The sequence below is a fragment of the Lysinibacillus sp. NPDC097279 genome (assembly GCF_044761745.1).
In the GTDB taxonomy this organism is placed as follows: domain Bacteria; phylum Bacillota; class Bacilli; order Bacillales_A; family Planococcaceae; genus Lysinibacillus.
Genome location: NZ_JBIWDA010000001.1, coordinates 1010299 through 1033063 on the forward strand (window position 1 = coordinate 1010299; position 22765 = coordinate 1033063).

The 22765-nt window shown below is 34.2% G+C and carries 35 protein-coding genes; 26 read left to right on the top strand and 9 right to left on the bottom strand.

Annotated features, from left to right (window positions below; all coding sequences use genetic code 11):
• Positions 1-57: 57 nt before the first annotated feature.
• From ACIQ1H_RS05035 to ACIQ1H_RS05065, 7 genes are all read right to left on the bottom strand, one after another.
• Positions 58-450 carry an ASCH domain-containing protein gene (locus ACIQ1H_RS05035; protein ID WP_402886986.1) on the bottom strand — a complete coding sequence of 131 codons (393 nt, stop codon included), beginning with the start codon at positions 448-450 and terminating at the stop codon, positions 58-60.
• Positions 428-1498, bottom strand: coding sequence for an N-acetyltransferase (locus ACIQ1H_RS05040; RefSeq protein WP_402886988.1), 1071 nt, complete (start codon positions 1496-1498; stop codon positions 428-430). The genes ACIQ1H_RS05035 and ACIQ1H_RS05040 overlap by 23 nt, the downstream gene beginning before the upstream one ends.
• Positions 1495-2019, bottom strand: a complete 525-nt coding sequence (locus ACIQ1H_RS05045; protein WP_402886989.1) for an ATP-binding protein — start codon at positions 2017-2019, stop codon at positions 1495-1497. Before ACIQ1H_RS05045 ends, ACIQ1H_RS05040 begins: the two co-directional genes overlap by 4 nt.
• Positions 2020-2089: 70 nt before the next feature.
• On the bottom strand, positions 2090-2755 hold the full coding sequence (locus ACIQ1H_RS05050) for an excalibur calcium-binding domain-containing protein (RefSeq protein ID WP_402886991.1): 666 nt from the start codon (positions 2753-2755) through the stop codon (positions 2090-2092).
• A complete protein-coding gene (locus ACIQ1H_RS05055) occupies positions 2752-3810 on the bottom strand; it encodes a DUF4236 domain-containing protein (RefSeq protein WP_402886993.1) in 1059 nt (352 codons plus the stop codon). The genes ACIQ1H_RS05050 and ACIQ1H_RS05055 overlap by 4 nt, the downstream gene beginning before the upstream one ends.
• 123 nt (positions 3811-3933) lie before the next feature.
• Complete coding sequence (locus tag ACIQ1H_RS05060; protein ID WP_402886995.1) at positions 3934-4296, bottom strand: helix-turn-helix domain-containing protein; 363 nt, start codon at positions 4294-4296, stop codon at positions 3934-3936.
• A gap of 116 nt (positions 4297-4412) precedes the next feature.
• Positions 4413-4784: a helix-turn-helix domain-containing protein gene (locus ACIQ1H_RS05065; protein ID WP_108030164.1), complete on the bottom strand. Its 372-nt coding sequence runs from the start codon at positions 4782-4784 to the stop codon at positions 4413-4415.
• A gap of 156 nt (positions 4785-4940) precedes the next feature.
• Between ACIQ1H_RS05065 and ACIQ1H_RS05070 the strand changes: the two genes are divergently transcribed.
• From ACIQ1H_RS05070 to ACIQ1H_RS05110, 9 genes are all read left to right on the top strand, one after another.
• Positions 4941-5186 (top strand): helix-turn-helix transcriptional regulator, encoded by a 246-nt coding sequence (locus tag ACIQ1H_RS05070; protein WP_402886998.1) that lies wholly within the window; start codon positions 4941-4943, stop codon positions 5184-5186.
• A gap of 127 nt (positions 5187-5313) precedes the next feature.
• A complete protein-coding gene (locus ACIQ1H_RS05075; RefSeq protein ID WP_402887000.1) occupies positions 5314-6048 on the top strand; it encodes an ORF6N domain-containing protein in 735 nt (244 codons plus the stop codon).
• 15 nt (positions 6049-6063) lie between these two features.
• A complete protein-coding gene (locus ACIQ1H_RS05080) occupies positions 6064-6408 on the top strand; it encodes a DNA-binding protein (RefSeq protein ID WP_402887002.1) in 345 nt (114 codons plus the stop codon).
• Between the two features lie 112 nt (positions 6409-6520).
• The gene (locus ACIQ1H_RS05085; protein ID WP_402887004.1) at positions 6521-6790 is read left to right on the top strand and encodes a helix-turn-helix domain-containing protein; all 270 of its coding nucleotides are present in this window, start codon (positions 6521-6523) and stop codon (positions 6788-6790) included.
• Complete coding sequence (locus tag ACIQ1H_RS05090) at positions 6775-7002, top strand: hypothetical protein (protein WP_402887006.1); 228 nt, start codon at positions 6775-6777, stop codon at positions 7000-7002. The genes ACIQ1H_RS05085 and ACIQ1H_RS05090 overlap by 16 nt, the downstream gene beginning before the upstream one ends.
• A 153-nt stretch (positions 7003-7155) precedes the next feature.
• On the top strand, positions 7156-7380 hold the full coding sequence (locus tag ACIQ1H_RS05095) for a hypothetical protein (protein WP_402887008.1): 225 nt from the start codon (positions 7156-7158) through the stop codon (positions 7378-7380).
• Positions 7362-7550 carry a hypothetical protein gene (locus tag ACIQ1H_RS05100; RefSeq protein ID WP_402887010.1) on the top strand — a complete coding sequence of 63 codons (189 nt, stop codon included), beginning with the start codon at positions 7362-7364 and terminating at the stop codon, positions 7548-7550. The genes ACIQ1H_RS05095 and ACIQ1H_RS05100 overlap by 19 nt, the downstream gene beginning before the upstream one ends.
• Positions 7551-7916: 366 nt before the next feature.
• Positions 7917-8723 (top strand): DNA adenine methylase, encoded by an 807-nt coding sequence (locus tag ACIQ1H_RS05105; RefSeq protein ID WP_402887012.1) that lies wholly within the window; start codon positions 7917-7919, stop codon positions 8721-8723.
• Positions 8724-8880: 157 nt separating this feature from the next.
• Positions 8881-9282: a YhfM domain-containing protein gene (locus ACIQ1H_RS05110; protein ID WP_402887013.1), complete on the top strand. Its 402-nt coding sequence runs from the start codon at positions 8881-8883 to the stop codon at positions 9280-9282.
• A 61-nt stretch (positions 9283-9343) separates the two neighbouring features.
• Here the strand turns inward: ACIQ1H_RS05110 and ACIQ1H_RS05115 are convergent, their stop codons facing one another.
• Complete coding sequence (locus ACIQ1H_RS05115) at positions 9344-9556, bottom strand: hypothetical protein (RefSeq protein ID WP_402887014.1); 213 nt, start codon at positions 9554-9556, stop codon at positions 9344-9346.
• Positions 9557-9970: 414 nt separating this feature from the next.
• Here ACIQ1H_RS05115 and ACIQ1H_RS05120 point away from each other — a divergent pair, with 414 nt between their 5' ends.
• From ACIQ1H_RS05120 to ACIQ1H_RS05175, 12 genes are all read left to right on the top strand, one after another.
• Positions 9971-10408: a hypothetical protein gene (locus tag ACIQ1H_RS05120; protein ID WP_402887016.1), complete on the top strand. Its 438-nt coding sequence runs from the start codon at positions 9971-9973 to the stop codon at positions 10406-10408.
• Between the two features lie 146 nt (positions 10409-10554).
• Complete coding sequence (locus tag ACIQ1H_RS05125; RefSeq protein ID WP_402887018.1) at positions 10555-10998, top strand: hypothetical protein; 444 nt, start codon at positions 10555-10557, stop codon at positions 10996-10998.
• A gap of 461 nt (positions 10999-11459) precedes the next feature.
• Positions 11460-12113, top strand: a complete 654-nt coding sequence (locus tag ACIQ1H_RS05130; RefSeq protein ID WP_402887019.1) for a DUF4760 domain-containing protein — start codon at positions 11460-11462, stop codon at positions 12111-12113.
• 177 nt (positions 12114-12290) lie between these two features.
• Positions 12291-13076: a phage terminase small subunit gene (terS, locus tag ACIQ1H_RS05135; RefSeq protein WP_402887021.1), complete on the top strand. Its 786-nt coding sequence runs from the start codon at positions 12291-12293 to the stop codon at positions 13074-13076.
• 130 nt (positions 13077-13206) lie between these two features.
• Entirely contained in the window at positions 13207-14469 is a 1263-nt protein-coding gene (locus ACIQ1H_RS05140) for a PBSX family phage terminase large subunit (protein WP_402888551.1), read from the top strand.
• A 12-nt stretch (positions 14470-14481) separates the two neighbouring features.
• Positions 14482-15885, top strand: coding sequence for a phage portal protein (locus tag ACIQ1H_RS05145; RefSeq protein WP_402887023.1), 1404 nt, complete (start codon positions 14482-14484; stop codon positions 15883-15885).
• The gene (locus ACIQ1H_RS05150) at positions 15882-16892 is read left to right on the top strand and encodes a phage head morphogenesis protein (RefSeq protein ID WP_402887025.1); all 1011 of its coding nucleotides are present in this window, start codon (positions 15882-15884) and stop codon (positions 16890-16892) included. Before ACIQ1H_RS05145 ends, ACIQ1H_RS05150 begins: the two co-directional genes overlap by 4 nt.
• 65 nt (positions 16893-16957) lie before the next feature.
• Positions 16958-17107, top strand: coding sequence for a hypothetical protein (locus ACIQ1H_RS05155; RefSeq protein ID WP_402887027.1), 150 nt, complete (start codon positions 16958-16960; stop codon positions 17105-17107).
• Between the two features lie 280 nt (positions 17108-17387).
• Positions 17388-17951 carry a hypothetical protein gene (locus tag ACIQ1H_RS05160; protein ID WP_402887029.1) on the top strand — a complete coding sequence of 188 codons (564 nt, stop codon included), beginning with the start codon at positions 17388-17390 and terminating at the stop codon, positions 17949-17951.
• A gap of 177 nt (positions 17952-18128) precedes the next feature.
• Positions 18129-18398 (top strand): hypothetical protein, encoded by a 270-nt coding sequence (locus ACIQ1H_RS05165; RefSeq protein ID WP_402887031.1) that lies wholly within the window; start codon positions 18129-18131, stop codon positions 18396-18398.
• 271 nt (positions 18399-18669) lie between these two features.
• Positions 18670-19029, top strand: a complete 360-nt coding sequence (locus ACIQ1H_RS05170) for a hypothetical protein (RefSeq protein WP_402887032.1) — start codon at positions 18670-18672, stop codon at positions 19027-19029.
• 174 nt (positions 19030-19203) lie between these two features.
• Positions 19204-19494: a YxiJ family protein gene (locus tag ACIQ1H_RS05175; RefSeq protein WP_483869765.1), complete on the top strand. Its 291-nt coding sequence runs from the start codon at positions 19204-19206 to the stop codon at positions 19492-19494.
• 308 nt (positions 19495-19802) lie between these two features.
• On the opposite strand, the gene ACIQ1H_RS05180 is transcribed toward ACIQ1H_RS05175, so the two are convergent.
• Positions 19803-20147, bottom strand: coding sequence for a helix-turn-helix domain-containing protein (locus tag ACIQ1H_RS05180; RefSeq protein WP_402887034.1), 345 nt, complete (start codon positions 20145-20147; stop codon positions 19803-19805).
• Positions 20148-20313: 166 nt separating this feature from the next.
• On the opposite strand from ACIQ1H_RS05180, the gene ACIQ1H_RS05185 reads away from it, so the two are divergent.
• The 5 genes from ACIQ1H_RS05185 (at position 20314) to ACIQ1H_RS05205 (ending at position 22754) form a co-directional block, all read left to right on the top strand.
• Entirely contained in the window at positions 20314-20517 is a 204-nt protein-coding gene (locus ACIQ1H_RS05185; RefSeq protein ID WP_402887036.1) for a helix-turn-helix transcriptional regulator, read from the top strand.
• 33 nt (positions 20518-20550) lie between these two features.
• Positions 20551-21366: a phage antirepressor N-terminal domain-containing protein gene (locus ACIQ1H_RS05190; RefSeq protein ID WP_402887037.1), complete on the top strand. Its 816-nt coding sequence runs from the start codon at positions 20551-20553 to the stop codon at positions 21364-21366.
• A complete protein-coding gene (locus ACIQ1H_RS05195) occupies positions 21366-21611 on the top strand; it encodes a hypothetical protein (RefSeq protein WP_402887039.1) in 246 nt (81 codons plus the stop codon). Before ACIQ1H_RS05190 ends, ACIQ1H_RS05195 begins: the two co-directional genes overlap by 1 nt.
• 133 nt (positions 21612-21744) lie before the next feature.
• Complete coding sequence (locus ACIQ1H_RS05200; protein WP_402887040.1) at positions 21745-22032, top strand: hypothetical protein; 288 nt, start codon at positions 21745-21747, stop codon at positions 22030-22032.
• A gap of 380 nt (positions 22033-22412) precedes the next feature.
• On the top strand, positions 22413-22754 hold the full coding sequence (locus ACIQ1H_RS05205; RefSeq protein ID WP_402887041.1) for a YolC/YozM family protein: 342 nt from the start codon (positions 22413-22415) through the stop codon (positions 22752-22754).
• Positions 22755-22765 lie beyond the last annotated feature (11 nt).

The following is a 22765-nucleotide window of genomic DNA, read 5'->3' on the forward strand; positions in this document are numbered from 1 at the left end:
AACGTATGTTCTTTTGGTTTTTCAATAAAACCCCACTTTTTTGAAGTAGGGTTAAAGTTAGATTGAAATCAAATCATCCTGAATATAACAAAAAGATTGGGGTGCTTTTAAATTTTTATGTACTTGAGATAATGATAGTGGTTTAGTATATTTTTTTACATTATCAATTTTAATAGCATATCCTTTATCTTTATCATGGAAGTAAGATTTATAAAATGAATAATTTAAACCTGATTGTGATTTTGTTGCAGTCCAAAGATCTTCAATATTTAGGTTTAATATAGATTGAATTTTAAATTCACCAACAATTTTACCAACTGGCATAGTTGAATAGACAATGACAGTATCTACATCTGGATTCTTAAAAATAATGCGACGGTATTCAAATTGCTTTTCGCCACTAAAAATTTTTTCAACAAATTCCGGTTTAATTGACAATAATACTTTCATTAACCTCACCTAATTCTAAAATTTTATCAAACTGACGTTCGGTTAAGTGTATTATACCCCAATAATTACCTCTGTCAATACCAGCTAAATTGATTAAATCTTTACGAATAGGTCGTTTAGGTAGTGCATAGCAATACAGCATTTTGATAACAAAAACCTTTTTGTTCTCTTTGTAGAATTTTCTTATTTCACCTTCTTCAAAAATGCTCGTTTTTTTACAGTATTCTATCAATTCGTCAACATCTTTAAAATCATGCTTACTTTTAATTTCAATTGCCGTACAAATACTGGTAGCAACAGCAGAGTATTCAGCAACCTTACCATTTTCAGCAGTACGGTAAATTACTATATTATCTCCTTGTTTTATATTGGAGACTCCTTCCATTCTGCAAATATAAACTTTTTCAATACTGTTTGCGTAAGAAACATCTTTAATCACTTGTTCAGAATTCTCTGTTTTTAATATAGAATCTGGAAATAGACGCGTATGAAATGATGGATAAATACTTAATAAATGTGACCTTGCATTTTTATTGATTAAAGGATAATTATGTCTGATAGGGACACTATTATCGAAAGATGTAGGATTAATTGACTTAGCCATAACATTTTCAATTCCGTTAGCTGTAGTTTTGGTAGCTACTTTAACGAATCCATAACCTTCTAATATCTCGACTAATTTTTGATGTTTAGGAAATACAGTTACATAAAGTTCGTCAGTGTTATTAAAAATGGCGAAATCAATAGCCTTCTTTATAAAACGGTCACCAAATTTAGTCCCACGTGAATTGATTTTTAAAGTACCGATTTTTATACGCTTTTTGAATGGTAAGGATGGAGAAACGCTAGAAATTTCTTCTTCTTCAATTTTCAAATACAAAAATGCTTGTACACCTTCGTCATCTTCAAATAAAAAAGCTCGTTCATCGCCTTTACGTTTGAACCAATCTTCAAATTCTGCGTAATCTTGTTTTAATGTATCAAAGAAAGGATCATCTAGGTTAATATCTTTGAAGAGTTTGGAAGAGAAAAAATCGGATCTATTCATACTAACATCTCCTTATCTAAATAATTTTCAACATCTATTGAGCTGTTTAAGGTAACGAGTTGAATGTTATAAAGGTCACAAACTTCTTTGGCATGCTTCTGTTCGTATTGTTGCATCTTATCTATTTCATCGAGTGTAAGAAATTTATTATTATCACGTTTTTTAATCCGTTGATTAATAATAATTGGTTGCTCAAGTAACAGAATGGTTTTTGAAATACCAAGTTTTTTAAATGTATCATTAGGAATTTTTTCAATCGTATTATCATTTTTTATTAATGTAAAATGTCCATCTAAAATATAAAAGTCTTCAGGTACATTTTGAATAATAGAATTAATTAAGACATCTTGGTTGTTTTCAATATCAGTAACTCGTTTATCAGCGAAAAACAATTCCGGATTGAAGTCTCTGATTAATTGACTAGCAGAGTAGTGAGCAATATTTAATTTTGATTTCAATTTATTAGAGAATGTAGTTTTACCTACACCATGAATACCTGCAACAAAAATACATTTCTTCATTACAATCACTCCCAACAAAATATACCAATCTGTCTATTAATTCTAATGATTTGTAATTAATAGATATTTATTATCGTTCACAAGCCCAACCGTCTTTATCGCGATCATGCTTAGATGCATAGGCAGGGTGGTCGGAAGGTACGCCACTTGGATAGACCTTTCTTAGCTCTGTGCAATTCTGGTAGTACTCTCTTTGAGGAGCACTTGGGGTAGTAACTGTATTTACTGTTTCTTGTTGAGTGTTACTACTAGAATCAGTTTCTGATATTCCTGTATTAGAATTTGACTCTGTTGAGTTATTTGATTCTTGGTCTGGCGTATTATTTACTACAGGTTCTTCTTTTACTTCCTCCTGCTCAACTTGTGGGGCAGGTTCTGGTTCTGGCTCCGGCTCTTTTTCTGGTGTTGAAGTAGGGGAGTCAGCTGTATCGTTAATAGGTGTTGCGTCTGCTTCTGTTTGTTCTTCATTCACAATGGCCTCTGAATCACTTTTTGACGTTTCAGCATTGTCTTTTTCTGTGTCCTTTGAAAGTGTTAATGCACAACCAGAAATAGAGAAAATAAACCCAAGAGTAATAATTGTTGGTATTAATTTTGATTTGGCTTTAAGTTGTTTGTTAATTTTATATTCATGAATTCCCCACCAAATTAAAACCACACCTAATATAAATAAAGGGTAAGTGATTAAAATGGATAGTACGATAATTACAACAATTAAAGATAAACATCCTTTCATTTCAATTCCTCCACCAGTCTAAATCCTTTAGTTTTAAGGTATTTCATATTATGTTCAAATGTTTCAATGGTATCTGAGCAATCTATGTTTTCAAAATCTAAGAGTTCTAGATTTTCTCTATTTATTCGTGTTGAAAGTATGCAGCCTTTCATTGGGGGTAAGTCTGCTTGACCATAATCGTAAACATGAATAAGTACTTTTTCGATTGGGAGGATAGCAAATACCTCTCTAGCAATCCGAATAACACAACTGCAAACGTAGTCTTGATATAGAGCTAAATAAATTGTCTTACCCATTTTTTTACGAGAAAGTTTATTTGTTGAGGTTAATGATAACGTATCAGTTGGAACAACCTCTTCATTTCCAACAGTTAAGCTTACTACCAGTTCATTGTTAATGACTTTGAAGTTTAATTGACTTCCAAAACTTTCGATATCGTCAAAAGGTGCATATTCTGTTAAAGCCATTATCCAAGCATTACTATCACCACTTAAAATTAGGGGAGCAGCATCTTTTAGTCTTTGCTTTTTTTGATAGATTTCATGATCTAGTTGTTTGGCTTCAGGTAATTTTTCTTCAATAATCATTTTTTTAGCAGTAGTTCGATTGAAAAGTTTGTCACGAAATGTTGGTTTATAGTTTGCGATTTCTTCCAAAACAGAAGATACATTTGGACCTTCTTTCAACAAATAAGTAATATCTTCTTCAGCAACCCGATGCCAATTCACGTCATTTTCAGTTTCCAAATGGACAGAAATTAACATGTTTATGTACGCATTATAATTTTCGACTTCCTGTATGTTATGCTCCAAGTCGGGTTGTACTGTCGTATTCATCGTTTCATACGCGATCCGTTGCGGTCGTTTATTTCTATTGCTAATCTGTTTAGAGTAGGAAATACCAGTGCCAGGGATTGAACTTGAAAATGTTGTTCTTTTATTTCCAAAGGTTGACCTAGCATATTTATTACCGACAGTAACACTAGTACCTCTCTTGCCAATGTTTAATTTAACTCCTGGGGCAATCTTTACGCTTTTCCTATAACGAAATCCCATTTTATGTATACCTCCTTGAATATAAGTACATTTGACTTGCGTAAATATAACTAATATTTTGGTAAAAAATTTTAATTAATGCGTATTGAGGTTATTTTAAAGGACATGCAACTGAGCATGTCCTTATTTGATTTCACCGCTATCCTTCAAAATCTCCCACATTTTACGTAATCTTTGTAAATCTTCCTCGCGATTCATAGGTAAATCCTTATACCATTTTTGTAGGGAAGGGTCGTTGGCGAAAGCTTGGAATTCAGCTTCGTCCTCTGTTTGGTTAAGTGGTATATCATAATCAGTGTTTCCGAGTAAATAATCAGTTGTAGTATTTAAGGCTTTTGCTAAAAGTACAAGCATTTCATTAGAAGGAGTGCTATAGCCATTTTCATAATTACTAATTGTACCTTTAGTGGTTTGAACTTGTATCGCAAGTTGTTCTTGTGTAAGTTTTTTTGCCTTTCTGGCTATCTTCAAGCGGTGGTCTAACATTCGATCACTCCTTTGACATATGTAAATAAACTATAGAAGTAAAAAATAAAAAAACATACCTTCTAAAAATATTTTACATACAGAAGTGTCATAACGGATATACAATTGGTGTTACTTTATTTTATCTCACCATTATCCTTCAAAATCTCCCACATTTTACGTAATCTCTGTAAATCCTCTTCACGATTCTTCGGTAAATCCTTGTACCATTTTTGTAATGAAGGATCGTTAGCGAATGCTTGGAATTCAGCTTCGTCATTTATGGATTGAGTATGAGGGTTTTTAACGTCACTTTCACATAAAATATATGCGACACTAACGCCATATTTTTCAGCTAATTTTTGTAGGCTACTTATTGAAATTTCATTGCGACCTTGTTCGTAATAACCATAGGCACTCTCAGAAATATTCAAGAATTTAGCAATATCAGCTTGTGTTAATTTGAATTCTTTTCTTAATTCCTTAAGTCTTTGTGGGACATTAGGCATGGTTACACCTCTTTCGCATATGTAAGTACATTATACAACTAATAGTTGGGTAATTAGGTAAATAAAAAACAAATACAACAAAAAATCCGATTCATTGTTGACTCACAACATTTTGTTGTGTAAAATAAAAACAACAAAATGTTGGGAGGTGATGATTTGAGCCATTCTACTTGTCGACATAGGTTAGTAGGTCTTCGTAAAGAAAAAGGTTGGTTACAAAAAGATGTTGTTGCGAATTTGCTAAAAGAATACAACATATCAATCACTGAAAGTTACTACGGAATGATCGAGCGAGGAGTTAGAACACCCTCGTTAAAAGTTGCTTTAGCGATTGCAGCATTATTTAATGTTGAACCAATTGATATTTTTTTAAATGTAAAAACAACATTTTGTTGTGTTTAGGTGAGTGAGAAAACAACTTAACGTGGAACTTATCAAGATTGGTAAGTGATTTCATTGAATGGAATTTATCATATTCAATCTACTACTAGCTTGCAGATTGGAAGACTTCAAAAATAGGAGGTTATTTATGAATCCATTACAAGTAATCGTACATGACAATCAGCGTGTATTAACAACAGCTCAAATTGCAGACAGTTATGGCGCAGAAGAAAAATTAGTACAACAAAACTTTAGTAACAATAAAGAGCGGTACAAGGTAGGGAAGCACTTCTTTTATCTACAAGGTGAAGAGTTAAAAGCATTCAAGGACCACTTCGAAATTTTAGGGTTAGTTAAGAAAAATACAGCTTCTTTGTATCTTTGGACAGAAAAGGGAGCATGGTTACACGCAAAATCTCTTAACACCGATAGAGCGTGGGATGCCTATGAAAAACTAGTAGACGAGTACTACAACATGAAAGAAAAAATTGTGCCGTTATCAAAAGACCAAGCACTTGTCACAGTTCTTCGTACTACTGCAGATTTGGTTGAAGATACGCAGGAGATTAAAAAAGAACAACACGAAATTCGTAGAGAACTGTCACTTATCAATGAAAAGGTTGAGGAGCAAATCACCCTAACTTCTGGTGAACAACGTGCTGTACAAAAGGCTGTAGCGACAAAGGTCTATGAATTTGATCTAGATCCTTCAGTTCGTCCAAAACTTTTCCGCGAATTATATCGTGAAATTAAAGATCGCTTTGCAGTAGCTAGTTACAAAGATATTCGTCGTCAAGATTTACAACTAGTACTGGGTTATATCAATTCTTGGATTCCTCGAAAAGTTACTTTGGAAGAGGCTGCTAGTCAAAGCAGCCTATAGATTGGAGGGCTGGTAATGTTTAGCGAGGATTTTAAGAAGAATATGATGCTTGAGTTTCGCACGATGATTCGCGAGGAGATGGAAGCAACTTTACAGGGGACATATGTACAAATTCAACAGTTGCCACCGTTTTTAACGAAAGAAGAGTTAAAAAAATTGCTTCGAATTGCGGATACAAAGGCTTCATCGTTACTTGCAAGAGCCGATTTTCCGGTATTGCGAGAAGCGGGTGTTTTAGTACCCTCTCACTTATTTATGCAATGGGTTGAAGCCAACACACAGTGGATTGATTTAAATACAGGGTTAGCCCCTCATTCACTAAAAGCATTAAGACCAATTAAGCCCTACGTACTTACTTAAGTGATTGGGCATACAACTTCTTGACACTATTTTACCTCAACTATCAACAACAATTGGTTCTGCTTATGCTATCCCTTGTTCCGGCTTGGAACATTGAGAGGAGGTGAGACCAATGTCATACGGAGCAATTTTAAAAGCGCTACGAGTAAAAGCCAATCTCACACAACAAGAATTAGCGGACAAACTACATCGCAGCCGTTCGTGTATTTCTAAATTTGAAAAAGAAACTAAAACCATCGATATGCCTACATTCATGCAGTGGATACAAATTACGGATGGACAAGTTGCAGCGGCTGCCATGATGTTTGGAATGGATGCATTATCAATCGTAAATCAGATATTACCGTTTATTGGAGGAGGTTTTATATGGTGGATGTATTAGCAGTAATCAAGCATCGTAAGGCAATTTACGGGGCTTTGGGTGCGGTTGAAACAAATATGGTGTTGGAAGATTACGACTTAGCTATTGAAAGAGCTTATGACATTATCAGAAGTTTAAAAGCTTTACAAGCCAATCAAAAAATAGATTTAGCAGAAATAGATAGAGTGATAGATCACATCAGGCAGTGGGAGGTTGAAGATGTTCAAGTTTAAAGGATGGAGCAAGTTAATGTGAGTGGGAACTAAAAAACCTTATGGATGAGCTTGAGGAATTCAACAAACAAAATTACAAAGCGGCTGCTATCGATATTGCTTTGGAAACTGGTAATCGCAAGGCTTTTAATAAATTGGTGGTGTGTGATACAAATGACTAAAAATTTCACATGGTATGCACCAAATGGAGAACTGCTGAAATGCCCTGTGCCTGGCTGTCATCACATTGGAACCATCATCACGAAAAAGCATTGCTGGCTAGCGCATGGCATGTCGAGAGATGAGGTTGGTAAAAAGTATGGGAAGCCTAAGCGTATTTTGATATATAGCAAGAATCAAATTAAAGCGAGGGACGAGGAATGGGTGAACAATACTTAATTGATCAGCTGGTGTTACACATAGGCCTCTACAAAAAATATCAGTACAAAGAAAACGAGATAGGGTTTTATCAGAACCTTGAAGCTTTACGCGTGCTGAAAGGGCTTAGCACACAGGACGAGACTTTGGATTATGCAATTGCAGTTACTGAAGAGGTGAAGGCTTCATGAGACTGGGTAATGTTACGAATAGATCATGTCTGAGAGAATATGAAAACTTACCGGTTAGATTCTGTCCTTTCGCTTCTTACCAGTTTCAACACCTATTTCAAAAATAAAGAGGACCATAAGAAAGAAAAATACAATTTTTATATTAGGGTTAGCCGTCCAAAAGCCTAAATAATACAGGAACACAAGGATGATTGACAATAGAGTTTTAACAATTTTTAGAGTCATTCTGAAACCACCTAACATTTGGAATTACTGATTATAAAATAATAGCATAGTTAGGATATTTATAGAACATTGTATTGATTCATTTACTGCACAATTTGAGGATTATGCGAAAAAATGTGCAATAACGGGAGGTGATTGTGTTTGAAGCGAGTTTTAAATTATGTCGGTTCTAAATGGAATCTGGCTAGATGGATAGTAAACCAAATGCCCGAGCATGAGGTGTATCTTGAGCCATTCTTCGGTAGTGGTGCTGTCTTATTCAATAAGCCACCTGCACGTATCGAAACAATAAATGATTTAGATGGCAATATCGTCAATCTATTCAAAGTCATACGCGACCAGCCTGAACAACTGGCTCAACAAATTCAACTAACACCCTATTCAAGGCAAGAATACAACGAATCATTTACAGCATTGAAGGATGAATTAAATGCGTTAGAAAGAGCAAGGGTATTCTTAGTTCGTTGTTGGATGTCTAGGGGAGGAAAAACAAGTGTTCGTACAGGGTGGCGTCACAATGTAGACTCGAAAACATTTAGTGCCTTACCTGATTGGCGTAAGCTACCAGCTATCGTTTTAGAAGCAACGGAGCGATTACAGCATGTCCAAATTGAAAATTTAGATGCTGCAACTCTGATACGCAGATATAACAAAGAGGATTGTTTGATATACAGTGATCCACCGTATTTATTAACCACACGTACAAAACGACACTATGCTTATGAAATGACGAATGAACAACATGAAACATTATTACTGGCTCTGAATCAACATAGGGGATTTGCCATGATTAGTGGCTACAACAACGATATGTACAATGATATTTTACAAGGTTGGACAAGGATTTCAAAGATGGCCACAACCGAAGCCACGAAAGAAAAATGTGAAAGTTTGTGGATCAATCCTCGAATAATTGAGCGTGGGTATATACAACTATCGTTTTTTTGAGAAGGTGTAGGAGGGCAGATATGAATGATCTGAAGAATGTTAAGATTATTGAATAATTTATAAAAAATGTGAGTAAATAAAAGTTTCGGCAGTTTGTAACTGTTTAATGGATTTTAAGTCTAATCTATTAAACAAATATTGAGAGGTCTGGGATCTAATGAAAAAAATGTTTATAATATTCGTTTTGTTGTTTCTTGTCGGTTGTAATAATGAAGAGATGAAAACTTTTGAGTTTGCAGATGAAATTCAAAAAATAATTGTGATTGGACAAGGAACAAATGCTAAGTTAGATAAACAAGAAGTTGAAAATGCCACTCAAATAAAACTTTTTGAAGATGCAATGCAAGATGCCACTATATCATCCCAACCTCATACAGATGAAGGTCCTTTATATAAGCTTGAAGTGATGTACGGTGATAACTCGAAAGAAATCATTGATATATGGTATTACGCGACTGCAAATACAGGAAGCTTTTATATGAATGATAGGTATTCTTTGAATGAAGAAGCCGTTCCAGCATTAATTGAACTTTTGGAGTCTTATAAAGAGGAAAAATGATTTACTGAACAAAATGAGGAAATTAAGAAGAAAGAGCGATTATAATATCGCTCTAAAAAACTTAAAACCCCATATTCATAGGGATTGCCCATATAAAGAAACCAAGTAGGGCAATTGGTCCAATAAAGAAATTATATATCTTTGTCGGCAAGATTTTTCCGAATAACGTTTTGTAGATTGCTACGCATACTACCATTACAACCGGCAGTAAAATCATAGGCGGTATAAAAAATAAAAGACTTCCACCAAGTGATATATCTGAAAATATGTCCATTGAATTACCTCGTTATGTATTTTGTGTAAATTGTACCATAAAAAGCCGAAACGTTTGCAGACGCTACAGCTTGTACGAAACTATTTGAACTTTTGAGGTTTAGTAACTTTAATTGAAGCTACTTCTCCGCAATTACACACAGTAAAAATAAGTGGAGATCCTATAGAGAGACTATTGTTAACGGGTCTTATTTTAGCAGGTCCATCAAGTTTACCTTCGCCGAATGAATTATAGCCGCAGGACTTGCAGGTTAATTTATTATTTTCCATAACTAACATCACCTCAATATGTAATTTATGTAAATTATAACATAGGAAAAGCTGCAGCGTGGTCATACGCTACAGCATAGAATTGGTTTATGCCACTTGAGCCTTCTAGTTAGCATTATACCACAGCTTAAGGGGGGCTAACCTGATGGGCAAACAAGGGCAAATTAAAGTAACGAAAGAGAATTTACTGCAGTGGATAAAGAATTATAGATGGATGGTTGAAACCATTGAGGAAGCAAGACAACCGGTTGCGAAAATGGATAATAACAGCTATATTGGAGCTAAAATAGCTATGTATGGTATTGAGGCAACATTACCGAAGGCTAGTGGAGGTATAAGTGATCCGGTGTTTACAGAAGTACAACGCAGAGTTTATGCACTTAATTATCGCATTAAGGAATATGAGCAGAAGATTGCGGAGATACAAAAACGTATTCCGTCAGTAGAAGGCGATAGAGAAGTGGAAGTCCTTCATAGATTGCTGGATGGTGATAGTATGCGAGCTATTGGTAAACATATGGGACTTTCAAGTACGACAATTTTTAGAGTAAGAAATAATATTTTGAGTCAGATGATGAGATGAAGTAGCCGAAAGGCTGCTTCTTTTAGTTATTTCTATAAGTATTGTTTCTTCATCTAACGGAGTAGTTTAATAGAGAGAGAAGGAATTTTCTTAATTTATATAGAAATGGTTAGAGTTGAGTAATGCTTTTGAAAGGGGACAGTAATGTGAAAAAAAATATAGGGATAATTAGTTATTTGTTGATACTAGGTCTTTTTTTATTATCTATGGGGTTATCCAATTCGATAGCTGCTAAGGATGAAACCGAAGACAATAATATAGCTTGGCAATTAAATAATATTGTATCTTCTGCAAGTACAGAAGAATTTGTAGTAACTGAATATATTGATGAGCTGAAATTGGATAAAATTAAACAAAGCACAACTTCAGAATCAAAACGATTAGAAGCGAAAATTGAATATCGTCTTTTAAAATTGGATAGTAAAGGTACGTATATAGATACGGGAATATATAACGTTTTGGAAGGTTCAAAGGGGAAGAACAAATCTGACGGCAATATATATGGTTCAATTAATCCAGGTACTTATAAAATTAAAATCACCAATTTAAATGGTGAAGATTTACAAGTTCATACGGAAAGAATTTTGTAAATGTAACGTTTGGAACAAATGTAACAAACGAAACAAATGTAAAACATGTAAGATAATTTGTGTTTGAAAATATGTATTGTAAACTCGGAGGTAGGTTCGGTGCGGTAAAGGTTGCCTCCCTTGGTATTTATAAAAAACTAAATATTAGGGAAAGACAGACCGACGACCGACCAGTGCTTGGCAGATTAATCCGGAATGCGACAAACATGGACGGCCAATATTTTTTTAAGAAATTACTTTCCAATAAAGTGCACGGAAATGCACAATAGAGCTAGAAAACAATACCGCAATTAACGTGGTGTAGCTCTACCACGGTTGCTAGAAGTGAGCTAACTCGACAGTTTTACCACAATAATAGAGGAATGCGAAGCTTTATCGTTAGCACGGTAAGGCTTTTTTAGATCAAAATATTATTACAAAATTTTACCTCCCTGGATTATGATGGGGTGGGAGGTGAGAAAATGACAAACTACGAAATATTCAAAGAAATTTTATTAATTCTTTATTATATTGCAAGTATTGGTTTAGTGGTTGGGGTTTTTATAGGTATTAAACAATTAAAAGTTATGAAACGTGATGTAGAAACGAAAAATAAAAGGGCTGCAGTAGATAAGAGTATAGAGTTTTTAAACTGGTTTGCCACCGAATTTATTCCGGAAAATAGTGAGAAAGAAAAAAAGTTAGATAAAGATAAAATTATAATTATGAAAAATAAAGAATTTCAAGATTTTAATATAAATGAATTAGCTTTTTTAAGTCGCTTTAAACCCGAAAAAATTACAAGTAGTGTAAAAGAAAAATATCGATGTGAAATTGTAACTTTGACAAATCAATTGGAGTTTTTTAGTGCAGCCATGAATACTGGATTAGCCGATGAACAAATGGCCTTTAATCCCTTAGCGTCTACTTTTTGCAAATTCGTAGAAGATAATTATGATCTATATTGTTACATGAGAAACGGAAACGAAGAGACATTATTCAATAATACAATAGACTTATATCTCATGTGGAAGTCTAGACTAAATACTATAGAACTAGTAAGGAAAAAGGTTGAAATTGAGGAACAACTTTCAAAAGTAACTGTAAAAAGTATCCCGATTTTAGGGAAAGAATAATAATAGGAGTTGAAAGAATGATTATTAAATCTAAAAATAAATCTACTTCTAAATTATTGAAAGAAGCTTTTGATGCGCTAGAAAAAAATCTTAAATCTAAAGATAATTGATACATACTAGTCATGTTCATTCGAGCGTGGCTTTTTATTTTGAATTTCGGAGGTGGTGTTATGAGAAGTGGCTAACTGGCATGAAATTAAACATGAGTGGCAAACCACAAAGATTACACTAGCTGGTCTTGCTGAAAAGCATGGAATAAAGCTTGGTACATTAAAGAGTCGAAAGAGCCGTGAAAATTGGTCGAGGGATGCAACTGAAAAAGATGCAACCAAAACAGCCAAGGCTGCAAGTATTTCGAGTAAGGTTGCAACCGACAACGAGATAGAGACAGAAAGTAGAAACCGCGGTGCACCAATAGGAAACAACAATGCAAAAGGGAATAAAGGTAATACAAACGCTTCGCCTCCGAAACGAAACACAAATGCACTAAAGCATGGCTTCTTTCAAAAGTTCCTACCCGAAGAAACACTCGAAATCATGGAGGCAATGAATGAACGTTCTCCAGCAGATCTAATCTGGGATCAAATACAGATACAGTATGCTGCTATTATTCGAGCTCAACGTATTATGCAAGTCGAATCAAAAGACGAAATCATAAAAGAGCTTAAACGAGAGAAGGTGCAAGGTGGTAAAAATCCTTCACATGAAACTGAATACAACTTCCAATTTGCATGGGAACGACAGGCGCAACTACTCACTGCTCAATCGAGAGCAATCGGGGAGTTGCGTTCTTCAATTCGTCATTTTGTAGAGATGGCTGATGCTGATGATGAGCGTAGACTTAAACTAGAGCACTTCCAGTTGAATATTGATAAGACTAAATTGGAGATTGAAAAGCTTGGTTCTGGTAAACAAAATGATCCTATAGAAATTCAAATTGTCAGCAAAAAAAAGCAACCTTAATTGGCTGCTTTTTTGTCGTTTTGTTCAATATCTAGAGCCTCTTTAAGGGAAGCCTGAAGTATCTGTGAGAAGTTTAAACCTGCATCTTCAGCGTGTAGTATTAAAGGAGTTGAGTAAAATGACACTTTTAATTGAAAAAGAAGTAAACCCACATTTCGAAACTTTCCTATTCGACTGGCGTTGTAAGACACAACTCCTCGTTGGTGGTTATGGTTCATCGAAATCCTATCATGCTGCATTAAAGATAATCTTTAAATTACTTAAGGAAAAACGTACAGCTCTAGTCGTTCGTGAAGTTTACGATACGCACAGGGAAAGTACGTTTTCTTTATTTAGTGAAATCATTGAAGATTTAGGACTAGGAGGCATTGTGAAGACAAGTTCTTCGCCTATGCGGGTTAAATTCCCTATCGGTTCAAAAATCATTTTCCGAGGCATGGATAAGCCCGAAAAGCTAAAATCAATCAACAACATTTCACTCATTTGGTTAGAGGAATGCAGCGAGATTAAGTACGCAGGTTTTAAAGAGTTACTTGGGCGCTTACGGCACCCAACACTTGAGCTGTATATCATTCTGTCAACCAATCCTGTGTCTAAGGGAAATTGGGTATATAAGCATTTCTTCAAAAATGAGATGGAAGAATACTTTGTTCTCGAAGATGAAGAGTTGTATCGGCAACGAACGATGATAGTAAACAATACGTACTATCATCACTCAACTGCTGACGATAATCTTTTCTTACCTGAAAGTTATATCGAGCAGCTAGATGAGTTGGCTCTATACGATCCCGACTTATACAGGGTTGCACGTAATGGACGCTTTGGTGTAAATGGTCAGTTAGTGCTTCCTCAATTTGAGACGAAGCCCCATGAACAGGTAATGGATGAAATAGCGCTTATACGAAAACCAATTCGAAAAAACGGGATGGACTTTGGTTTTGTTGATTCCTACAATGCTGTTTTGCGCATGGTAGTGGACCATGAAAAGAAGTGGCTATATATCTATCAGGAGTATTACAAGCGAGGTATGACGGATGATAAAACAGGAGATGAGCTTGAGGAACTTGGGCTTAAGAAGTCAATTATTAAAGCAGATAACGCTGAACCTAAAACAATTGCCTATTTCAAACAAAGAGGCTTTAGAATGTATCCATGTAAGAAGCTAACTCGTGTAGAGAACACAAAAAAGATGAAACGTTTCAAACGAATCATTTGTTCGGATGCTTGTGTCAATACAATTCGTGAATTGAAGGAACTTACCTTTAAGAAAGATCCTAAAACAGATGAAATCATTGAAGATGAATTTAATATTGACCCTCACACTTTTTCAGCCATGTGGTATGGCTTAGATGACTATGAAGTAGCAAGTGTGAAAGGTGTAAATTCAAAATAAGGAGGTAGTAGAGTGAACGAATATATTCAATACATCGATGAAAAAGGCGTTACTCCTCTATTACTTGAGAAATTAATTTCGGAAACTAAAACCGAACGAAATAAACGATTACTCAACTATAACCGCTATAAAGCTGAAGCAGTGCCCATTTTAACACGTAAACCTGCAGACTACGCCCAGGGTAATGCACATGTGCAACGTGTGGATGATAAGGTGAACAATACGCTCAATAATCCACTTGATGCTGAAATTGTGGACACGAAAGTTGGTTATATGTTTGGTAATCCAATTTCATATGTGGTAGATAAACAAGCTCAAAGCCTTAAATCATTAACAGAGGCTATTGAGCTTTTTAATTTGCGTAATTCGATTGATGACTTGGATAGTGAATCAGGGAAGAAAACAGCTATTTGTGGGTATTCTGCTCGGTTACTGTACATTGACACTGAAGGAAATGAACGTGCCATGGTAATTGATCCATGGGAGACTATCATCCTTTCAGAAACTGGAGAGGTAAGTGAACCTAAATATGGATTCCGTTATTTTAAAAGCGCGGAACTGGATGCTGAAGGTGAAAAGGTAGAAATCGAGCAGCTAGTATTTTATGATGCTACAACTGAAAAACTCTACACTCGTGCAGATAAAGATTCACCATTCGTATTGAAAGATGAACGCAAGCATTTATTCGACTACTGTCCTTTATTTGGGATTTCAAATAATGAGGAGCTGCAGGGCGATGCGGACAAAGTGTATAACTTGATTGATGCATACGATCGCACTTTATCAGATGCATCTAACGAGATTGAACAGTGGCGTTTAGCGTATTTGGTGCTGAAAGGTATGGGAATGGATGAAGAGGATGCACAGAAGGTTACACGCACTGGTATTTTTGAGCTGATGGGTGAAGATGAGGACATCAAATACCTTACCAAAGAAGTCAATGACCAAATGATTGAGAATCATCTAAATCGCTTGGAAGAGAACATTATGCGATTAGCTAAAAGTGTGAACTTTAGCGATGAAGCATTTGCCGGTAACACAAGTGGCGTGGCTATGAAATTTAAACTCATGGCACTTGAGAACAAATGCAAAACGATGGAGCGTAAGTTCACGACTGCTCTACGCTATCAATTCAAAGTATTGTGCAGTGCATGGGCAAAGAAGGGAATCTGTTCGAAAGATGATTACTTGAAACTTTGGTTCGAGTACAAGCGAAACGTTCCAATGGATTTATTATCTGAGGCACAGGCATCACAAGCATTAAAAGGGCTAGTGTCAGAGCGAACACGTCTTTCTAAGATGTCGATTGTGGATGATGTAGACTATGAGTTGAAAGAGATAGAGAAGGACACTAAGGTGTATGGCAAAGACCTAGAGGACTTGGATGACGATCCTGAAGAAGTGGATAAACAATGAATCAACAAGAGATTAATAAAATCCTAGATGAACTAGAAAAGAAGGCTGAAAAAGACATTGAAGTGGTCTTTAACAAGCGTTTAAAATCCATACTCGACCAAATGCTACAGATGCATCGTAAGTTTGGTAAGAACGGTGAAGCGACTTGGACGGACGTTAATAAATACAATCGTTTTAATCAGGAAATGAAACTAATCGCTCAAGAGCTTAATGCGGATTACAAAGCGATTATTAAGCTAATAAGAGCATCAGAGGAACGCCTATACATTGAGATGTACTTAATGATGGCTTACCTTTTGGAGCAATCTACAGGTGAAGAAATGGGCTTTGTATTGCCATCAGTTGAAACGGCACTAACTAATCCAGTTGAGTTTTTAACACTTCCGAAGATATTTGAAGCCCACAGGAACGACATTATTAGACGGTTAAACATCGAAATAGCCCAAAGCCTACAAGCAGGTGAAAGCTACACGGAAATGGCTTATCGTATAGAACAAGCGATGGGGTGGACAAAGAAGAAAGCCATCCTTGTGGCTCGAACTGAAGGTGGTAGAGTACGGTCACAAGCCGATTTAGCTGTAGAAGAACAGGCGAGTAAAACCGTTCGGCTAACGAAGGTTTGGATGTCGTCACTTGATACGAGAGTTCGCAAATCACATAGAAAGCTAGACGGTCAAAAGGCTGATAAAGACGGCTATTATCACTACGGTAAGTGGAAATCAAAAGCCCCAAGGCTATGGGGTGTTGCATCCATGGATATTCAGTGTCGATGCCATACGATTTACTTGGTAAATGGTAAATTCCCTGAATACAGACGTGGTAAAGATTATATGGATGATGGGTATCAAAAGAAATTAGCAGCTCGTATAGATGCTTACATGGAGGATTTAGGGCTAACGTATAGACAGGCGTTTAACAAAGCATACAAGGAAGTTAAGCCACCAAGTGTGACTTTGCCTTATGTCAGTTATAACGAGTGGAGAAAGAGATTTAGCGGAGAAGGGTAGTCTTATTCAAACTGAGTGCTTGAAGTAGATGTAAAAAAAAAACACATAATTAAAGGAGCAGAAAAATGGAGCATAAATCAATAAATGAATTGTCAGTAGAAGAAATACTCCGCCAACAACTAGTATTGTTAGCGGAGCGATCTCAATCAGCGCTTGATGAGGAACTAGCCCGATTGACAAATTCAATGATAGAAATAGCAAATTACTTAGAATGAGAATTTTTTCCCTTTCTTATTTTCTTTCATTCTCTGTGTAATTTCATTATAGACTTCATCGTATTTATCAACTAAATGAGAGGGTGTTAAATTAGAAAAATCTTGTTTCTCTAAATAAAGCATTGGCAAAGCTGCAGTTTTATTATTGTTGAATAACAATTCTTAATTAAATTGGATATTAATGCTAAAATAAAGATGTATAACGTGAATCAATACAAATAATATGAATGAGGATTTAGTCAAAAAAATAAATAAGAAAAATGAAATAGGAGGTTGAGCTTTGAAGAAAGTCGGAATAGTTTTTGCATTGTTATTATTTGCTGTAGTTATTTTTATTTTTAACGGATATCGTTTAACACCTTTATCTGCTGCGAAGGCTAATCCTTTTATAACAAATGACTACGAATTGGTTGATAAATATCAAATTGATTCGAGTAGTTTCTATTTATTTAAAAGTGATGCTAAAAAAGACTATATTACTGTGGATATTGATCAAAAAAATTTTATTTATCGTAGTAGTGCATCTACATCCATTCCTTATAGTAATGATCTATTACAAACGATTGGCGGATTTAGTATTAGATATGAAGATAAAGGAGCAACCCTACTTGTTGTCTTATCTAATGATGAAGAAGTAACCTCTATTGGAATCCAAACAGGAAATAAAGATGAAATAAAAAACATCACAAAGGGAGAAACAATTCATTTTCTCCTGCCCTTTAGTAAACAAATTGATCAACTCAACGCAATTGCTTATGATAAAGAAGGAAATGCTCTTTATTATTATGGTTGGAATGAGGGTAATATTAAAAGCGATCTAAAATGGCATAAACTAAAAGGTTAACAGTAGTTTTGCGAGGCATATGTTTGGTGATTGGTAGGTTAAAATTAACAATATAATGTAAATCTTGTTCAACAATAGGGCGCGATTCTTTAATAAGCAATGCGTTTGTTTTCATATAAAATTGAGCGTTTTGTTAAAAAATAAAATGAATGTATTATTTTAATTGGGGGCAAGTAGATGAACAAACATTTAATGTCTTTTTCTATTATTTTCTTAGGAATATGTATTTTATTAGGTTCATGGTTAATATCACAATCTTTAAAATCTGAACAAGTTAATAAAACAGAGCATGAATTATTCAGGTATGAGTTAATCTCTCCAAATGATAGTAATATAATAATATTTGATAAGCAAAGTGGAGAATATTGGCGAAAATTTATTGAACCTAATGAGGGACCAATTGATTGGGAAAATCAACCTTCACCATTCTCTAATTCATTAAAGTAAATCAAAAAGTTTATTGTGATTACGGGTGCTTTAGTTCAATAACAATCTTCAACAATAGGGCGCGATTCTGTAACAAGAATCAGCGGTCGTTTTCATTAAAGGGCAAGATTGTAGTATAACTCTCAATAAGAAATATTTGGATATTTATGTTAAGGTTTAATTAAGTTTGTGAAGCAAAGTACTTAAACTAACGGCGCTGTTTAGTTTAATAAGCTGGTACTTTTTGTAGGGCGTCGAATTAACTTCTAGAAAAGTAAAGGAGGAGGGCAGCATGAAAAATAAGAATAAAAAATTATTGATTTACTTATTTTCAATCGTGGTCATAATGATTATTTCTTTTGGTATTTATCAAGATTCGACTCATTTTTCAACTCGTGATGAAGCAATTGAAAAATATATAACAACTGTGTTTGAAAATGATTCTACACAGTTAATAGATGTTGTTGAAACAGAAATTTCTAATACTTATTATTTGCTATTAAGAACAAATGGTTCAGATGTTATTAATACGACATCAAACGTGAAAATCCAAAATAACATATTTGGTTGGCAAGTCACTGCTGGGTACGAAAGTGCGAAGGTAGATTTTAGTAAACATCTAATAGATAGAGAAACTAAAACATTAAAATAATTGTGTGAAGGATGTCAATTACTGAATTTAAGGCTACGTAAAGAGAGAGAAGCTCTTAGATTTATCCAAATACCAAAATCTGTTTTATTATGATTCTTATTAAGGTTCCAAATGTAAAAACACCCAAACATCGCTTTGGAAAGGTTTGTGCTAGACTACTAAAAGGGAGAAAATATGAACACTATTTTAAAACAATTAACAGAAATTAAAGATGAATTAAGAAAGCCATTTCCTACTGAAGATATTAATAAAATAAGTGAAGATTTTCGAACAGAATTTTTGAATTTGTCCGATGAGGAAGAGGTGGATTTCTATGAAGATTTTCGTTTCTACTGTTCGAACATAGCAGGAACATTAAGTTATGTCTTAAATGATGATACAAATCAAATTCCAGAAGGACAAATTGACATGCTATATAAGCCTTTTTTAAATATTATAATCAATATGAATTTCTTGAAGACCTGATAGCAAACTATAATCATTTCTTTAAGGAATGTAAAATCCATGAGCATGCAAGAGTATTGTTATTACAACTGTTGTCAAATAACCATTATCCTTTAAAACAACAGAGTCTTTATACAAAATGAATCTGAATTTTGAGAAATGAACTTGTATTTAATACAACAAAATTTAATATAACGTTCCAAAACAAAGTTTGGACGTACATCAAAAAGTCACGAATGTTGTTAAATCAACGTTTGTGACTTTTCTTATGCGTATTATTTATTCAGCTTCTTATGCAGAGAGTAGTTTGACTGGTTAAGTATTCATTATTAATTTTCATGTTTTAAAATTTCCCAAATGTCACGTAATCTCTGAACTGCCTCTTCTTTCGAATATGGAAGTTCTTTGTAAAACTTCTGTAGTTCTGGATTGTAAGCAAAGGCTTGTAAGTCTGCATCTTCTTCTTGAGGAGCAAGCTTTTGTTTTTCTGTACGACCAAGAAGGTAATCAATTGAAACATCAAAAAAATCTGCAAATCTTTCTAATGTTTCTAAATCAGGTTCACGTATATCATTTTCATAATGGGCATAACGAGCTCGTGATAGTCCTACCGCTTTTGCGATTTCTTCTTGAGTTCGTTTACCTCTTAATTTTTTTAAATTTTTACCTAACAAATGAAATCACTCCAATAAAAGTGGATGTATTTATTATAGATACATTATGTAACAAAAAAAACTTTTGATACAAAATGTATCGAAAAATATTGACGATACATTCTGTATCAATTATTCTGTTAATAGAACCAATGATACATTTTGTATCTGTTAGGAGTTGTTAATTTTGCGAAACGTTCTAATGACAAAAAGAATTGATGCTGGATATACAAGAAAGGAAGTAGCATCAAACATAGGTTTGTCAGAAATATTTGTCCGTAAATTGGAAGAAGGAGGTAGAAACCCGTCTATTAAAACTATGCTAAAGTTTCAAGATTTATATGGAGAACCTATTGAGAAATTATTTCCTGATGTATTTCGAAAAATATAGATTGTTAATTATTTTTAGAAAGGAGAATTACTTATGGATGATTTACAAGTAGTAGAAGAAAAGATGGTTCCTTTCAACGGAATTGAATTATTGGCTATTAAAACAAACGATGGAAAAATTCATGCCGGTGTTAAATGGGTTTGCCAGGGGTTGGGACTATCTGAAGGTCAAACAAAAGCAGAACGAAAAAAATTTCAGCAGGATTTAGTGTTATCTAAAGGAGGACGAAATTTCATACTACCTACAAAAGGTGGTAAACAAGAGGTTTTATGTGTTGAATTAGGGTTCTTACCATTATGGTTAGCAAAAATAACTCTTACACCTTCTATGCAAAGAGAAAGACCTTGGACAGTTCAAAGATTAGTAGATTTTCAATTAAGAGCAAAAGATGTATTAGAAGAAGCCTTTTTGAATAAACCAAAATCTATTGAAGATCTAATTATTATGCAAGCTCAGTCTATGAAAGATGTTAAACAACGGCTAGAAAATGTAGAGAAGCAACAAGAAAATATAAAGGAAATTATATCATTGAATCCAAATGAATGGCGTAAAAAAACAACTATCCTATTAAATAAAATCGCAGTTGTACGTGGTGGTTTTGAAGAGTACCGAATAGTTCGAAATGAAAGTTATGAGAAATTAGAAGATCGAGCACATTGCAGATTAGAAAGACGATTGACAAATCGAAGGAGAGAAATGGCTTTGAATGGTGTGCCTAAATCAAAGATAGACAGTGTCTCAAAGCTAGATATTATTGCAGAAGATGTAAAATTAATAGAAATTTATTTAGCTGTTGTAAAGGACATGGCAATTGTTCATAAAATAAATGCAGAAGGGTTGGGTGTGTAATGATTTACTTAAAAACTGAACAATTTGAAGGAAAAGAAATTAGGGTAGAAATTTATGAGGATGAATTTTATACTATGTGTCCCAAATGTAGCAAAGAATGTAAAGTTGAATTTGAAGAACTAATTAAAATGTTAAATGAGGGAATAGATTTTAGTTCTACTTCACATTATTGTTCAGAATGTAGCAAGAAAATACTGAATGAACAAAGGAGAAAAGAAAAATCTCAATTAAAATTAATAAAATAAAAAACCACATTCCAAGCGGCAACTTGAAATGCGGTACTAAATCTGAGTGACATTCACTCTAAACCTTATCATTAATATAATAACCGAAAATGTTATTAATTAAAAGTGGATGTTACTCCCAGGAGGGAGAACTGTGGAAATTCCAAGTGAATGCTGTTTACAAGCTATGATCCATTATTCAGAGTTTTATAATCTGACACCACCACTAACGAATGATTTTCGCGATTGGAGCAAAAGTGTGGTGAATGAAATGGGTGACAGAGAAATACACCTACTTTATTTGGCGGTGAATGCAGCATTAAATAAAGGTCATGGTTGTCAAAAGTTAATGTCTATAATGTTTCATGAACTTCAAAGACGTAAATCAGAAATAGAGTTTTATGTAACTTATGCAAACGCATTATCACAAATCAAGACCTGAAATATAAAAGTAAAAAATATAAAGGGTGATACATAATAGTCATAAATACTATGTATCACTCTTTTACATCTTGCTTAGTAATCGCAATTCATTTGGATATTTATGTTAAAACTCAAGCGGAGTTGTGATAAAATGCACTTAAACTAACTGTTCAGGTTAGTTAAACAGTGTTGTTTAGCGTTTAATCCACCATTGAGACATATAACTCAATAACAGTTTTATAAGATATGTTACCAAAGAACGCTTAGCTGGCTTTGTTATATCCAACTGACGGAAAGTTTATATTAGGGTTATATTTCCTTAAAAGTATATAAAATGTAATGTAAAGTGAGTATAATTCAATTAAAGTATATAATTTCTATTAGAATCGAGGTGATTTTTTGAAGAATTCAATAATAGGATTATGTTTAGTAATAACCACTGGATTTTTCCTCTTTATCGTACAAGGAGATGAATTTAGAGAGAAAGAGGCTGTAAATAATATTAATGAATTGTTTTCTGGTCAAATTTTTGATGATGCACAGGAGAAATTCACTGTACATGCTATGGGGTTAAGTCCAGAAGAAAAAGTACTTACAGTTAGAATTGAAAAAACACAATACAAAGAACTAACAGAGGAATATTTTAGAGACATCTTAGATTCTCGTGATATGGAAAATTATGAACTTGAAGTTTTTGTTGATGATATAACTTTACAACCTTTACAATCAAGGGATGTGTAAAAGTATCTAGC